Here is a 13,667-nt window from a genome sequence, read left to right on the forward strand (position 1 = left end):
ACCTTCAGCTTGCCGATCGCGCAGACCCTACCGGAACAGAAACAATGGCCGTATGAAGGCCGACCTCCTGAGCCCCGCCGTGGCGCGTTACGTGTACGAGCACTCGACCAAGCCCGACCCGCTGCTGGAGCGGCTGACCCGCGAGACGCTGGAGATCGCGGGCGACAGCGCGGGGATGCAGATCTCCCCCGACCAGGGCACGTTCCTCACCATGATCACCCAGATCATGGCGCCCCAGGTGGCCGTGGAGGTGGGCACGTTCACCGGCTACTCGTCGATCTGCATCGCCCGGGGCCTGCGCGGCGGCCGGCTGCACTGCTTCGACGTCAGCGACGAGTGGACCTCGATCGCCCGCCGCTACTGGGCGGAGGCCGGGGTCGCCGACCGGGTGACGCTCACCCTGGGCCCGGCGCTCGACACCCTCGCCGGCTTCGGCGAGACCGTCGACCTGGCCTTCGTGGACGCCGACAAGGGCAACTACCCCGGCTACTACGAGCTGCTGATCGAACGCATGCGGCCGGGCGGGCTGCTCATCGCCGACAACACGCTGCGCCGCGGGCACGTGGCCGACCCGGCCCACGACGAGCCGACCACGGTGGAGATCCGCCAGTTCAACGACCTGGTGATCGAGGACCCGCGGGTGAGCGTGCTCATGCTGCCGGTCGCCGACGGCATGACGCTGATCACCAAGCACTGAGACGGGCGCGGGTCCCCGAGGTCACGCGATCTTGTGGACCCAGCCGTGGGCGTCGGGGCGGGCTCCGTACTGGATGCCGACCAGTTCCTCGCGCACCCGCATCGTCACGGGGCCGGGGGTGCCGTCGGCGACCGTCCAGGCCCGGTCGGCGCCCTTGACCGAGCCGACCGGGGTCACCACGGCCGCCGTCCCGCAGGCGAAGACCTCGGTCAGCTCGCCCGACTCGCACGCCGACTGCCACTCGTCGACCGAGATGAGCCGCTCCTCGGTCTCCAGGCCGAGACCGCCGGCCAGCTCCAGGATCGACTCACGGGTGATGCCGGGCAGCAGGGTGCCGGTCAGGGCGGGGGTGACGAGCTTGTTGCCGAAGACGAAGAACAGGTTCATGCCGCCCATCTCCTCGACGTACTCGTGGGACTGGGCGTCCAGCCACACGACCTGGTCGCAGCCGTTCTCGACGGCCTGGCGCTGGGCGACGAAGGCGGCGGCGTAGTTGCCGCCGCACTTGGCGAAGCCGGTGCCGCCGGGCGCGGCCCTGGTGTACTCGGTGGACAGCCACACCGACACGGGCTTGACGCCGCCGCTGAAGTACGACGCCGCCGGCGAGGCGATGACCATGTACGAGTAGGTCCTGGACGGGTAGTTGACGCCGAGCCCCGCCTGCGTGGCGATCATGAAGGGCCGCAGGTAGAGGCTGTGCCCCTCGGTGGTCGGCACCCACTCCTCGTCGGTGCGGACGAGGAGTTCGAGCGACTCGACGAACGTCTCCTCGGGCAGCTCGGGCATGGCCATGCGGGCGGCCGAGCGGTTGAAGCGGGCGGCGTTGGCGTAGGGGCGGAACATCACGATGGACCCGTTGATCTGCCGATAAGCCTTCAGGCCCTCGAACAGCTCCTGCGCGTAGTGGAAGACCGCGGTGGCCGGGTCGAGCGAGAGCGGTCCGTACGGCGCCAGCCGGGCGTCGTGCCAGCCCTGGCCCTCGGTGTAGTCGATGGTGATCATGTGATCGGTGAAGGACTGCCCGAATCCGGGGTTCGCCAGTACCTGCTCCCGCTCGGCCGCGGTGCGCGCGTGGTCGGATAGCTGCACGTCGAAGCTGAGCTTCTGAGCGATGGTCATGACGACGGTCCTTCTCTCTGCGATTTCGCGAAATCTACCGAATCCTGCGGGCCCGCGGACCCGCTATGGCGCGGCAGTTCTGCCCGAAGGCAGCTAGTACTTCCTATTGTCTCGCCGTATGGGATGACAAGCTGCCGTTGGGGGGATTCAGCCGCTTTGGACAGCAAAAAGCGCCTGGCGATCCGATGCGGACCGCCAGGCGCGTGGTGAGGCTGGGCGGCCCTAGCCGGATACTCGCGCGGTGATGTCGTCGCCGATCTGCGACGTGGTGCGGCCGGTCCAGCCGGCCAGCCGCTCGACGATGTCGTCGGCGACCGCCTGCTCGACCTTGGCGGCCTCGGCCCGCAGGCCCAGGTGGTCGAGGAGCATGGCGACCGACAGGATGGTGGCGGTCGGGTCGGCCTTGCCCTGGCCCGCGATGTCGGGCGCGCTGCCGTGCACCGGCTCGAACATGCTGGGCGCCGTGCCCTCGGGGTTGATGTTGCCGCTCGCGGCCAGGCCGATGCCGCCCGCGATGGCCGCGCCGAGGTCGGTGATGATGTCGCCGAACAGGTTGTCGGTGACGACGACGTCGAAGCGCCCCGGCTGGGTCACGAAGAACATCGACGCCGCGTCGATGTGGCAGTAGTCGGTGGTGACCTCGGGGTATTCCTCGGCGACCCGGTTGACCGTGCGCTGCCACAGGTCGCCGGCGAAGGTGAGGACGTTGGTCTTGTGGACCAGCGTCAGCTTCTTGCGCGGGCGGCTCTGGGCCTTGTCGAAGGCGTAGCGGACGACGCGCTCGACACCGTAGGCGGTGTTGAGCGACTCCTGGGTGGCGATCTCGTGCGGCGTGCCGCGCCGCATGGCGCCGCCGGTGCCCGCGTAGAGGCCCTCGGTGCCCTCGCGGACCACGATCATGTCGATGTCCTCGGCGGCGGTGTCGGCCAGCGGGGTCTCGACGCCGGGGAAGAGCTTGACCGGGCGCAGGTTGACGTAGTGGTCGAACTCGAAGCGCAGCCGCAGCAGCAGGTCGCGCTCCAGGATGCCCGGGGGCACGCTGGGGTCGCCCACCGCGCCGAGCAGGATCGCGTCGTAGCCGCGCAGCTCCTGCAGCACCGGGTCGGGCAGCGTCTCGCCGGTGCGGTGGTATCGCGCCGCGCCCAGGTCGTAGTGCGTGGGCTCGATCTTCGTGCCGACGGCTTCGAGGACCTTGAGCCCTTCGGCGACGACCTCGGTGCCGATGCCATCGCCGGGGATGACGGCCAAGCGGATGTTACGCGACTCCATGCCGGTACCTTACCGGCTCGTCTCGCCTGACGAACACTCGGTCTCATTTTCCGGACCGTTCCGAGGAACGTCCGATTTGAGAAGTTTGCGATCTTTTGACCGATTCGTTAGCGTCCGTGCCCTGCCTAATTCACGCGGCGGTTCGCGTGGAGCCGGGGACCCACTCTCCCCAGGGGCGAATCGGCATCCGCCGTAGGGCTGCTTCCAGGCCCGAGCCCGTCAGCTAACCCGGCCGGCCGTTTGGAAGGACAGTCCCCTGTCTCGCATCGCCATTCTCGTGGCGGCGGGCGCGGCCGGCGTCGCCGTGCTCGCCTCCCCCGCCCAGGCATCCACCCCAGCCCCCCAGCCCACCCCCACCCAATCCGATCCCGCCCAGCCCACCCCCACCCAGCCCGATCCCGCCCAGCCCGATCCCGCTCAGCCCACCCCGACCCAGCCCGATCCCATCCAGCCCGATCCCGCCGGGGGATCCAGCACCGCCGGAGGATCTGACCCCTCCGGCGCGTCCACCCCCGACCGCGCGCCCAAGAACGACACCCTCGACGAGCGCGCACTCACCACCACGCTCACCGGCCCGGAGCTCAAGAAGATCCGGGACAGGCAGAGCAGGCCCGCCTGGAAGATCGCGCTGCGCTTCGCCATGAAGAAGCGGGGCATCCCGTACCTCTGGGGCGGGACCGGCAGGGGCGGGTACGACTGCTCGGGGCTCATGCTCCGGGCGTACCAGAAGGCGGGGATCCAGTTGCCCCGCGTCACCACGGACCAGTACGCGGCGTACGACAAGAAGGTCTCCTGGAACAACCTCAAGCCCGGCGACCTGGTCTTCTTCAGCAACCTCGGCCACGTCGGGATGATCTCCCGGCCCGGCTACATGGTGCACGCGCCCCGCACGGGGGACGTCGTCAAGGAGGAGAAGCTGTCGAGCTGGCGCAGGAGCGCCTTCGTCGGCGGCGTCCGGCCCGACCGCAAGGGCGTGCGGGAGTGGGCGGAGCGGCGCGAGACGCCGCCGCCGTCCATGCCCGTCGCGTCAGTGCTCTGACGCGGCCTCATGAGCGAGCCGGGGCCCTACCGGCCGGACTCCTGCGGGGCGCCGCCGTTGTCGCGGCGGTCCAGCGCGGTCTGCAGGGCCTCGGCGGCCTCGTCCTTGGGGTCGTCGGCACGGTTCCAGGCGTACATCTCGTACATGGTGGTCATCTCGTTTCGCGAAAGGCGTTGGTGACGGGAGGGTCGGACCCCGGTCGCGAATCCGAACGGGGCCTGATGCCGCGGTCCGGATCACGGACCGGACGGAAGGGACTTACCGGCCGACGCACGCCGCTCACCGCGGCGAGTCGCCGACCTGCCCTAACAGGCCTCGCCGCGGCAGGTAATGAGTACGGACACCTGGCGCATGTGCTTCCACGGTAACCGAGGAATCTCGTTGGATGTCCTAGCATCTCGCATGCTGAGACGACAGAAGGCCGCCGCCCGAACCGGGGCGGCGGCCTTCCGCACGTGAGGGAGGGTCAGTCCTCCAGGTCCACGGAACGGCCGCTCTCGGCGCCGATCTCGGCCACGATCTGGTCGACGATGTCGGCCGGGATCGCCGAGTCGACGGTCAGCGCGATGAGCGCCTTGCCGCCCTTGACGTCGCGGGCCACCTGCATGGAGGCGATGTTGACGCCGTGCTCGCCGAGCAGCCGGCCGACCACGCCGACGATGCCGGGACGGTCGGCGTAGGTGAAGAACGCGAGGTGCGCCGTCGGCTCGATCTCCATCTCGTAGCCGTTGACCTCGACGATCTTGGTGATCTGGCGGGGGCCGGACAGCGTGCCCGACACCGACACCTGGCGGCCGTCGGCCAGCACGCCGCGGACGGTGACCACGTTGCGCCAGTCGGGGCTGTCGGAGCTGGTGATCAGCTCGACGGCCACGCCGCGGTCCTTGGCCAGCAGCGGCGCGTTGACGTAGGTGACCTGCTCCTCGATCACGTCGGCGAAGACGCCCTTGAGCGCGGCCAGCTCGATGACCCGCACGTCCTGGGAGGCGATCTCGCCGCGCACCTCGACGTCGAGCTTGGTGGCGACCTCGCCGGCCAGCGCGGTGAAGACCCGGCCCAGCTTCTCGGCCAGCGGCAGGCCCGGCTTGACGTCCTCGGCCACCGCGCCGCCCTGGACGTTGACGGCGTCCGGCACGAACTCGCCCGCGAGCGCCAGCTTCACGCTCCGCGCGACCTGGGTGCCGGCCTTCTCCTGGGCCTCGTGGGTGGAGGCGCCGAGGTGCGGGGTGACGACGACCTGGTCGAGCTCGAACAGCGGGCTGTCGGTGCAGGGCTCCTTGGCGAAGACGTCGAGGCCGGCGCCGGCGACCCGGCCCTCCTTGATCGCGGAGTAGAGCGCGGCCTCGTCGACGATGCCGCCACGGGCGACGTTGACGATGCGCACGCTCGGCTTGACCTTGTGCAGCGCCTCCTCGCCGATGAGCCCGAGGGTCTCCTTGGTCTTCGGCAGGTGCACGGTGAGGAAGTCGGCCTGCCTGAGCACCTCGTCGAGGCTCACCAGCTTGACGCCGAGCTGCGCGGCGCGGGCCGGCGGCAGGTAGGGGTCGTAGGCGATGATCTCGACGCCGAACGGCAGCAGCCGCTGCGCCACGAGCTGGCCGATCTTGCCGAAGCCGAGGATGCCGACGACCTTCTCGTCCAGCTCGACGCCGGTGTACTTGGACCGCTTCCACTCACCGTTCTTCAGCGCGGCGTGGGCCTGGGCCGTGTTGCGCGCGCTGGCCAGGATGAGGGCGACGGTCTGCTCGGCGGCGCTGGTGATGTTGGAGGTCGGCGCGTTGACGACCATGACACCGGCCTTGGTGGCCGCCTCGACGTCGACGTTGTCGAGCCCGACGCCCGCGCGGGCGACCACGCGCAGCTTGGGCGCCGCGGCGATGGCCTCGGCGTCGACCTGCGTCGCGGAGCGCACGATGAGGGCGTCCACGCCGGCGAGGGCGGGCAGGAGCTGGGAACGGTCGGCGCCGTCGGTGTGGCGGACCTCGAAATCGGCGCCGAGAACGGCGAGGCCGGCCTCGGACAGCTCCTCAGCGACCAGTACGACGGGCTTGTTCACGGGTGGATCCTTAGGGGCTTCCGGCGAGTCATGAGGGGGACACGTCCATGGATCCCCCGGCGGTCCTTCCGAGTCTAACCGGCGCTTGTGAACGCTTTCACGAAGGACCCACCATTTGAGACGGGCGCTTGGCTACCCGGTAGAGGAGAAAGTCACCCATCCTGGGGCCATCTTCGTCTTGATCGGGAGATTTATTCGCCATTAGCCTGATAAGCCGTGGCCGACTACCTATGGTTCGTCATATGAGCATCGGGAATCCTGCGCTTGCCGACGTTCTCGCCCAGCATGGCACGCCCCACCGGCTGCTGGGCGCTCTCGCCGACGGTGGCGTCCTGGTGGCAGTGCGCCCTGACCGTTCGGTCGTCCTCGGGACGACCCAGGCCGGCGACCGCGTGTTGCTCGGCTACACCAGCGCCGCCACCTACGCCCGCCACCGTGGCAGCCATTCCCTGTCGGCGTGCGACGCCGACACCATCCTGGACATCCAGCGCGTCACCGGCGTGCGGGAGATCGTCATCGACGCGGCCGGACCAGCCGCCGCGGCCGTGCCGATCGACGATCTCCAGCGCTTCCTGACCACGACGCGGACCGGGCCCACGCCCGTGCTGTCCGGGGCGGCCCCCGCCGCCTACGCGACGGGCGCGATGGCCACCGTGTCGCGGGGTGCCGCGCTGGCCCAGGTCGCCCCGCCGGCTCCGCAGGCGCCGGCGTTCCCCTGGGTGCCCGCGCCGCGGCCTCACCTGTCGGGCCCGATGCAGCAGGTGGACCCCGGCTACCGCAGGTGCGCCCACCCGATCCTGCCCGCGCTGCGGCAGGCGATCGCGCAGTTGCTCAGGGACTTCCCGCTCGTGCACCACGTCTGGATCTCCGAGGCGAGCACCGCCTCTGGGGCCACCGGGATCATGCTGCACGTCAAGGTGCACATGTCGGCCGCCGAGGACGTCGTACGCGACCTGCACCGCCTGGTGCGGGCCCGGCTGCCGCAGTTCGCGGCCAGCGGCGCGCCGATCCTCATGGCCCGGGTGGCCGACGCGCGCAGCGAGCGCCGGATGATCGAGATCGGCGCGCACGTGGTGTGTGCCGACGTCCACGACTGACCGGCGGCGGCGGGGCTCCCCCGCCGCCGGGGGCCGAATGGGTCTCGCCAAACAAGCCATTGCTCGGCTCTAATGTGGGCATGATCACACCGGTCGCGGGCGCCGCCACGGTTCCCCGGGGCGTGCGCCTCGGCTACGGGGTCGGCTCCTTCTGCACGGCCACGGTCAACGCCGTTCCCGGGCTGCTGCTGCTCTACTACATGACCAACTTCCTGGCCGTGCCCGCGTGGCTGGCCGGCGTGGTGGTCACCGCGCCCAAGATCTGGGACCTCGTCGTCAACCCGCTGGTCGGGCGCTGGTCCGACCGGACCGTCTCGCGCTGGGGCCCGCGCCGGCCGTGGCTGCTCGCCGGGGCCTGCACGCTGCCGGTCGCGTTCTTCCTGGTCTTCGCCGGGCCGCCGCTGACGGGGGTCCCCGCCGCGGGCTACGTCGCGGTCTGCTTCCTCGCCACGGCGACGGCGTACGCGCTGTTCGAGGTGCCGTACAAGGCCATGCCCGGCGAGATGACGCACGACTACCACGAGCGCACCTCGCTGCTGCAGTGGCGCATGGTCTTCGTCGGCGTGGCCACCGCGATCAGCGGCGTGCTCGCCCCCGCCATCGCCACCGCCGAGGGCCAGAACGGGACGCTCGGCAGCTACCGGACGATGGCGCTCACCATCGCGGCCATCCTGCTGCTCGCCATGCTCGGCTCCTTCTTCGGCACCGCCCGCGCCCCCATGACCGGCGCGCCGGAGGCCGACCGGGGCACCTGGCGCGAGCAGCTGGCCGCGATCAGGGGCAACCGGCCGTTCCTCTGGCTGACCGTGCTGGCCTGCACGCAGATGCTGGCGGTCAGCATGATGCTGGCCGCGGCGCCGTACTTCGCGACCTACACGATCGGCGATCCCAAGGCCACGCAGACGCTCTTCGCCGCGCTCGTGGGCCCGATCCTGCTGACCATGCCGCTGTGGGTGCGCCTCGCCAGGCGCTTCGACAAGCGCGGGGCGATGGTGCTGGCGGCGTCGCTGTTCGGCGCGGGCACGGCGGCGGCCATGGCCACGCCGCTGTTCGGCTCGCTGTGGGCGCACGTGACGATCCTGTTCGTCGGCGTCGGGTACGCCGGGCTGCAGCTGCTGCAGTTCTCGATGCTGGCCGACGTCATCGCCGTGGACGCCGCCGAGACCGGCAAGCGCCGCGCGGGCGTGCTCACCGGGCTCTGGACGGCCATCGAGAGCGGGGTCAGCTCGTTCGGCGCGCTGATCTTCGGCATCGTCCTGTCGCTCGGCGGCTTCGTCGAGTCCCAGCCGGACACGCCGGTGCGGCAGCCGGACAGCGCGGTGACCGCCGTGCTCATCGGCCAGACCACGATCCCCGCGCTGATCATCTTCACGTCGGTGCTGGTGACCCTGAAGTACCGGCTCACGCCCCCCGCAGCGCCGCCCGCGGACGCCTGAACCCAGCGCGGCACCCGATCCGGCGTATTCTGGACACGAACCGAGGTTCAGGCCGATACTCGCTACATGAGCTCGACCCCTCCACCTTTCCGCGCCTCCGACGGGGAACGCGACCGCGCGATCGACGAGCTCAAGGTCCGCGCGGTGGAGGGCCGCATCTCCCACGACACCTTCGTCGGCCGGGTCGACCAGGCGCTGCGCGCCCGCAGTCAGCACGAGCTCGACGAGCTGGTGGCCGACCTGCCGCGGCGGCCCACGTTCCGTCAGCGGCTGACCGACGCGGTGTCGTCGGTGTCGGAGTTCACCACCAAGCTCCAGTCCGCCTGGCGGCGGCCCCGGCTGCCCCGGCTCGCGCTGCCCGACGACGAGCGGGTGCGTTACGTCGTGGGGCGGGGCTCGGCCTGCGACCTCGTGCTGTCCGACCTGACCGTCTCCCGGGTCCACGCCGAGCTGCGGCGTGACGACGAGGGCCGGTGGGTGCTGGTCGACCTGGGCTCGCTCAACGGCACCCGGCTCAACGGCTGGCGGCTGGTGGGGCCGGCGCGGGTGACGCCGGGCGACGAGGTGTCCTTCGGCGACTGCGGCTTCCTGCTGACGTCCGGGGTGCCGACGGCCTGAGCGGGCCGGTCGATCAGGCACGGTCGATCAGGCGCGGTCGATCAGGCGCGGTCGATCAGGCGCGGTCGATCAGGCGACCCTGATCGATAAATACGGAATTTTGCGGATTACAGGCTGACTGTGCTGAACCATGCTCACAGGCGATCCCCCAGTCTTCTTGGAGACCCCATGCGGCGCACCTCAGCCTCCCTCGTCGCGGGCGCGCTCGTCGCGGCCCTCGCGTGGGCGTCCGGCCCGTCCTCACCCGCCGTCGCCCTGGACCCCGCGGCCGGCGTTGCCGATCTCACCCAGGACCTCAACCAGATCCTCAGCGACTCCCGGCTCACCATCGCCCGCGCGGGCGTCGTGGTGAAGAGCGCCTCCACCGGCGAGGAGCTGTACGCCACCGACGCCGGCAAGCAGCTCATCCCGGCGTCCAACACCAAGCTGTTCACCTCGGCCGCCGCCGTGGAGACGCTCGGCCTCGACTACCGCTTCCCGACCACCGTGCTCGGCGCGGGCCGCAAGGCGGGCTCGGTCCTCGCCGGCGACCTCGTGCTGCGCGGCACCGGCGACCCGACCATGCTGGCCGCCGACTACGACGCCCTCGCCGCCGAGGTCGCCGCGGCCGGCGTCAAGGTCGTCACCGGCCGCCTCGTGGCCGACGACACCTGGTTCGACTCCCAGCTGCTCGGCAACGACTGGACGTGGGACGACGAGACCGCCTACTACGCGGCCCCGATCTCCGCGCTCACCGCCTCGCCCGACCGCGACTACGACGCCGGATCGGTGATCGTCTCCGTGGCCGCCGACGGCGGCAAGGTCAAGGTGTCGACGACGCCCGAGACCGACTACCTGAAGATCGTCAACAAGGCCACGGCGGGCGCCGAGACCGACGTGCTCATCGAGCGCCTGCACGGCACCCGCACGGTCGTCATCACCGGCACGGTGGCGGACCCGTACCAGGAGTGGGTGGCCGTGGACGACCCCACCGCCTACGTCTCCACGCTGTTCCGCGCCTCGCTCGCCAAGCACGGCGTGAAGGTGCTCGGCGGCACCGCCACGGGGGCCGCGCCCGACGGGGCCAAGGAGCTGGCCAGGCACGAGTCGATGACGCTGGGCGAGCTGCTGGTGCCCTTCATGAAGCTGAGCAACAACATCCACGCCGAGATCCTCACCAAGGCCATGGGCCGCAAGGTCGCCGGCCAGGGCACGTGGTCGGCCGGACTCAAGGTCTCCACCGACTTCGCCAAGGCGAACGGCGTGCAGGTCATCAACATGCGGGACGGCTCGGGGCTGTCGCGCCGCGACGGGTTCTCGCCCGGCTCGATCGTCCAGCTCCTGACCGCCGTACGCGGCAAGCCGTGGTTCCCCACCTGGTACGCGGCCCTGCCCATCGCGGGCAACGCCGACCGCTTCGTGGGCGGCACCCTGCGCAGCCGGATGCGCGGCACCCCGGCCGCCGGCAACGTCCACGCGAAGACCGGCTCCCTGACCGGCGTGACGTCGCTGTCGGGCTACGTGACCAGCGCAGACGGCGAGCCGCTGGTCTTCTCGATCATGCTGAACCAGTACCTGTCGGGCTCGCCGAAGGACATCGAGGACAAGATCGCGGTACGGCTCGCGCAGTTCACCCGCGCCGCCGCCGCCGACGCTCCGGCCCAGCTCCGCTCGGCGGCCGAGGGGCAGGCGGGCGACCTGGAGTGCTCGTGGCTGAAGCCCGTCCAGTGCTGACCCGGATGGCCCTCTGACGCCCAGGGGGCCGGCCAGGTTTACCTGGAGCTCCAGATATCGGCCAACTTTTCAGGACATGGTCGACATCCGGCAACCAGAATCCCTTCTCAGGACAGCCCACCGAGGACCACGGGAGCGCCCGGGGCTTCGCCGGCCACACCCTTGAGCCGGTTACCCACCGCACGCCCATGGCGCTCCCCTTCCCGCGGGCTCGGCCGCGCCTCCCCCCGCACACAGGACCGCGGCCGGGCCCGCCCACCGGGCCCACGACGCGGCGAAGGGGCCCATCCCTACCGGATGGGCCCCTTCGTACGACTCGTATGGGAAAAGCGGAGCGTCAGCCGCTGAGCACCCTGCTGAGGAGCTGGGTCAGGAGGTCCAGGTCGAGGACGTCGCGGTCATCGCCGAAGTTGTTCCACTCGCCGAAGTCCCAGTTCGCCGCGTCGTGGCCGTGGTGCGGACCGGGCACGATGCCGCTCTGCACGCCCTCGACCGTGACGGCGTTGGTTGTCGCTAGCGCGGAGCCGCCGAACACAACCATCCCGCCGACGAGGCCGGCAAGGACGAGTCCTGCTCTGTACATATCGTATCTCCTCTGATACCTATCGACTACTCTCCGTAGCTATCGGGAGAAGATCTGCCCTATGCCATCTTTGACCAAACGCCAAGATCTCAGCCTTGACCTGGGACGATACCGAATCCGAGCGAAGACGTGCCGGAGCCCTTCGGCCCTTGACGGAGCCATGCGCGCGGCGGAGGAACGCCCGGCCCTTCCATGACCATCCCTTAGGGGAGGGTGAGGACCACCGGCCCGTCGGCCGTCACGGCCACCGTGTGCTCGACGTGAACGCTGCGGCTGCCGTCCCCCGAGCACACCGACCAGCCGTCGTCCGCCATGTAGTAGTCGTCGCCGCCGCCGGCCATCAGGCTCGGCTCGATCGCGATCACCAGCCCGGGGCGCAGCCGCAGGCCCCGCCCCGCGCGGGCCTCGTTCGGCACGAACGGCGTCTCGTGCATCGCCCGGCCGATGCCGTGGCCGGCGAAGTCGTTCTGCATGCCGTAGCCGGCGCCGCGCCCCACGGTGGACATCGCGTGGCCGATGTCACCCATCCGGCCGCCGGGCACGGCCGCCTCGATGCCGGCGGCCAGCGTCTCCTCGGCCACCTGGATGAGCTTGAGGTCCTCGGCGCGCGGCGTGCCGACGGTGAAGCTCACGGTGCCGTCGGCGTGCCAGCCGTCCACGATCGCGCCGCAGTCCACGCTGATGAGGTCGCCGTCGCGCAGCCGGTACGCCGTCGGCAGGCCGTGCAGCATGGTCCCGTTGACCGAGGTGCAGATGACCCCCGGGTACGGCGTCGCGCCGAAGGACGGGTGGTAGCCCAGGAACGACGCCCCGGCCCCGGCCTCCTCGATGACGGTCCGCGCCACCTCGTCGAGCCGCCTCAGCGTCACGCCCACGGCGGCCTGGTCGCGGACCGCCGCGTGCACGGCGGCCACCACCCGTCCCGCCTCGCGCATCGCGGCGATCTCCCCGGCGCTCTTCAGCTCGATCACGGCCCCTCCTCAACGATCAACGGCCGGTACAAGCGATAACTATACCGGTATTTTTATCGCCGCAATCCGATCCGGCTCCGGCACCCACACCTCCGGGTCGAGCCGCGCGGGCGGCGCGCACCCGCGCAACTGCCGCAGCATCGCCCGCAGCAGGGGGCGCGGATTGCCCCGGTGCCAGACCACCGACCAGGGCATGAGCGGCGTCGGCCGGACGATCGGGATCCGGCGCAGCCCGCTGCCCGTCACATCGATGGCGGCCTCCCCCAGCCCCACCGCCGCCTTCTCCGCCAGGAACTGCTCCACCAGGTGCCGCAGGCCGATGGCGGGCGCGTTGAAGCGCAGCGGCACGCCGAGCCGGGCGGCCAGCCGCTCCAGGTAGTCACGCCACTCGGCCGCGCCCGCCGGGTCGGGCATCGCGATGCCCGCCTCCCGCAGATCGGCCGGACACAGCACGCTCCTGGCCGCCAGCCGGTGATCCTCGGGCACGAACGCGTGCAGCGGCTCCAGATGCACCAGCCGGTGCGCCAATTCGTCCGGCCACGGCCCCGGCGTCCCGTGCACCCGTCCGAACGCCGCGTCGATCTCCTGCCGCCGCAGCGCCGGCAGCGCCACCGAAAGCCCCTGGCGCATGCTCAGCTCGATGCGGACCCGCGGATCGCGTTCGCTCGCCTCGCGCACCAGCCGCAGCGGCGTGAAGCGCTCGTCGTAGACGTCCACCCGCAGCGGCTCGTCCTGCGCCCGCACGGACCGCACCGCCCGGTCGAACGCGGCGACCGCCTCGATCGCCTCCGGCAGCAGCCGCCGCCCCGCCTCGCTCAGCTCCACCGCCCGTGTCGTCCGCCGGAACAGCCGCGTCCCCAACGCCTCCTCCAGCCGGCGGATCCGCTTCGACAACGCCTGCTGGGTGAGGAACAGCCGCGCGCCGGCCCGTCCGAAGTGCAGTTCCTCGGCGGCGACGGTGAACGCGCGCAGGCCCTCGATGTCCGGCTCCATGCGGGCGAGCCTGGATCGACAACCGCCGGTTGTCAATCCGCCGGAACCGTTGTTGGACGCCGCCGCCCCGCCCCCG

The 13,667-nt window shown here is 71.0% G+C and carries 13 protein-coding genes and 1 riboswitch; of the genes, 6 read left to right on the plus strand and 7 right to left on the minus strand.

Going from position 1 to position 13,667, the window contains the following annotated elements; genetic code table 11:
• Positions 1 to 52 precede the first annotated feature (52 nt).
• Positions 53 to 697: an O-methyltransferase gene (locus Nocox_RS35185; RefSeq protein WP_020543990.1), complete on the plus strand. Its 645-nt coding sequence runs from the start codon at positions 53 to 55 to the stop codon at positions 695 to 697.
• Positions 698 to 718: 21 nt separating this feature from the next.
• Here the strand turns inward: Nocox_RS35185 and Nocox_RS35190 are convergent, their stop codons facing one another.
• Both Nocox_RS35190 and Nocox_RS35195 read right to left on the minus strand, forming a co-directional pair.
• On the minus strand, positions 719 to 1,816 hold the full coding sequence (locus tag Nocox_RS35190) for a branched-chain amino acid aminotransferase (protein WP_020543991.1): 1,098 nt from the start codon (positions 1,814 to 1,816) through the stop codon (positions 719 to 721).
• Between the two features lie 222 nt (positions 1,817 to 2,038).
• A complete protein-coding gene (locus Nocox_RS35195; protein WP_026214494.1) occupies positions 2,039 to 3,085 on the minus strand; it encodes a 3-isopropylmalate dehydrogenase in 1,047 nt (348 codons plus the stop codon).
• 112 nt (positions 3,086 to 3,197) lie between these two features.
• A riboswitch (cyclic di-AMP (ydaO/yuaA leader) is annotated at positions 3,198 to 3,338 on the plus strand.
• A gap of 24 nt (positions 3,339 to 3,362) precedes the next feature.
• On the opposite strand from Nocox_RS35195, the gene Nocox_RS43815 reads away from it, so the two are divergent.
• On the plus strand, positions 3,363 to 4,124 hold the full coding sequence (locus tag Nocox_RS43815; protein ID WP_020543993.1) for a C40 family peptidase: 762 nt from the start codon (positions 3,363 to 3,365) through the stop codon (positions 4,122 to 4,124).
• 26 nt (positions 4,125 to 4,150) lie between these two features.
• On the opposite strand, the gene Nocox_RS43820 is transcribed toward Nocox_RS43815, so the two are convergent.
• Positions 4,151 to 4,279, minus strand: coding sequence for a hypothetical protein (locus Nocox_RS43820; RefSeq protein WP_020543994.1), 129 nt, complete (start codon positions 4,277 to 4,279; stop codon positions 4,151 to 4,153).
• Positions 4,280 to 4,590: 311 nt separating this feature from the next.
• On the minus strand, positions 4,591 to 6,180 hold the full coding sequence (gene serA / locus Nocox_RS35205; RefSeq protein ID WP_020543995.1) for a phosphoglycerate dehydrogenase: 1,590 nt from the start codon (positions 6,178 to 6,180) through the stop codon (positions 4,591 to 4,593).
• A 242-nt stretch (positions 6,181 to 6,422) separates the two neighbouring features.
• Here serA and Nocox_RS35210 point away from each other — a divergent pair, with 242 nt between their 5' ends.
• The 4 genes from Nocox_RS35210 to dacB all read left to right on the plus strand — a co-directional run bounded on the left by Nocox_RS35210 (position 6,423) and on the right by dacB (position 11,044).
• Positions 6,423 to 7,277, plus strand: coding sequence for a hypothetical protein (locus tag Nocox_RS35210; RefSeq protein ID WP_020543996.1), 855 nt, complete (start codon positions 6,423 to 6,425; stop codon positions 7,275 to 7,277).
• Between the two features lie 80 nt (positions 7,278 to 7,357).
• The gene (locus tag Nocox_RS35215; protein WP_020543997.1) at positions 7,358 to 8,713 is read left to right on the plus strand and encodes an MFS transporter; all 1,356 of its coding nucleotides are present in this window, start codon (positions 7,358 to 7,360) and stop codon (positions 8,711 to 8,713) included.
• Between the two features lie 66 nt (positions 8,714 to 8,779).
• Positions 8,780 to 9,331 (plus strand): FHA domain-containing protein, encoded by a 552-nt coding sequence (locus Nocox_RS35220; protein ID WP_020543998.1) that lies wholly within the window; start codon positions 8,780 to 8,782, stop codon positions 9,329 to 9,331.
• A gap of 168 nt (positions 9,332 to 9,499) precedes the next feature.
• A complete protein-coding gene (dacB, locus tag Nocox_RS35225; protein WP_020543999.1) occupies positions 9,500 to 11,044 on the plus strand; it encodes a D-alanyl-D-alanine carboxypeptidase/D-alanyl-D-alanine endopeptidase in 1,545 nt (514 codons plus the stop codon).
• Positions 11,045 to 11,381: 337 nt separating this feature from the next.
• Here the strand turns inward: dacB and Nocox_RS35230 are convergent, their stop codons facing one another.
• The 3 genes from Nocox_RS35230 to Nocox_RS35240 all read right to left on the minus strand — a co-directional run bounded on the left by Nocox_RS35230 (position 11,382) and on the right by Nocox_RS35240 (position 13,591).
• Entirely contained in the window at positions 11,382 to 11,627 is a 246-nt protein-coding gene (locus Nocox_RS35230) for a hypothetical protein (protein WP_020544000.1), read from the minus strand.
• Positions 11,628 to 11,830: 203 nt separating this feature from the next.
• The gene (gene map, locus Nocox_RS35235; protein WP_020544001.1) at positions 11,831 to 12,598 is read right to left on the minus strand and encodes a type I methionyl aminopeptidase; all 768 of its coding nucleotides are present in this window, start codon (positions 12,596 to 12,598) and stop codon (positions 11,831 to 11,833) included.
• A 39-nt stretch (positions 12,599 to 12,637) separates the two neighbouring features.
• Positions 12,638 to 13,591: a LysR family transcriptional regulator gene (locus tag Nocox_RS35240; RefSeq protein ID WP_020544002.1), complete on the minus strand. Its 954-nt coding sequence runs from the start codon at positions 13,589 to 13,591 to the stop codon at positions 12,638 to 12,640.
• Positions 13,592 to 13,667 lie beyond the last annotated feature (76 nt).

It is taken from the genome of Nonomuraea coxensis DSM 45129 (genome assembly GCF_019397265.1).
GTDB lineage: Bacteria > Actinomycetota > Actinomycetes > Streptosporangiales > Streptosporangiaceae > Nonomuraea > Nonomuraea coxensis.

Coding starts and splice junctions, on each gene's coding strand:
- Nocox_RS35185 (WP_020543990.1), top strand. CDS start 53: ATGAAGGCCGACCTCCTGAGCCCCGCCGTGGCGCGTTACGTGTACGAG.
- Nocox_RS35190 (WP_020543991.1), bottom strand. CDS start 1,816: ATGACCATCGCTCAGAAGCTCAGCTTCGACGTGCAGCTATCCGACCAC.
- Nocox_RS35195 (WP_026214494.1), bottom strand. CDS start 3,085: ATGGAGTCGCGTAACATCCGCTTGGCCGTCATCCCCGGCGATGGCATC.
- Nocox_RS43820 (WP_020543994.1), bottom strand. CDS start 4,279: ATGACCACCATGTACGAGATGTACGCCTGGAACCGTGCCGACGACCCC.
- Nocox_RS35210 (WP_020543996.1), top strand. CDS start 6,423: ATGAGCATCGGGAATCCTGCGCTTGCCGACGTTCTCGCCCAGCATGGC.
- Nocox_RS35215 (WP_020543997.1), top strand. CDS start 7,358: ATGATCACACCGGTCGCGGGCGCCGCCACGGTTCCCCGGGGCGTGCGC.
- Nocox_RS35220 (WP_020543998.1), top strand. CDS start 8,780: ATGAGCTCGACCCCTCCACCTTTCCGCGCCTCCGACGGGGAACGCGAC.
- dacB (WP_020543999.1), top strand. CDS start 9,500: ATGCGGCGCACCTCAGCCTCCCTCGTCGCGGGCGCGCTCGTCGCGGCC.
- Nocox_RS35230 (WP_020544000.1), bottom strand. CDS start 11,627: ATGTACAGAGCAGGACTCGTCCTTGCCGGCCTCGTCGGCGGGATGGTT.
- Nocox_RS35240 (WP_020544002.1), bottom strand. CDS start 13,591: ATGGAGCCGGACATCGAGGGCCTGCGCGCGTTCACCGTCGCCGCCGAG.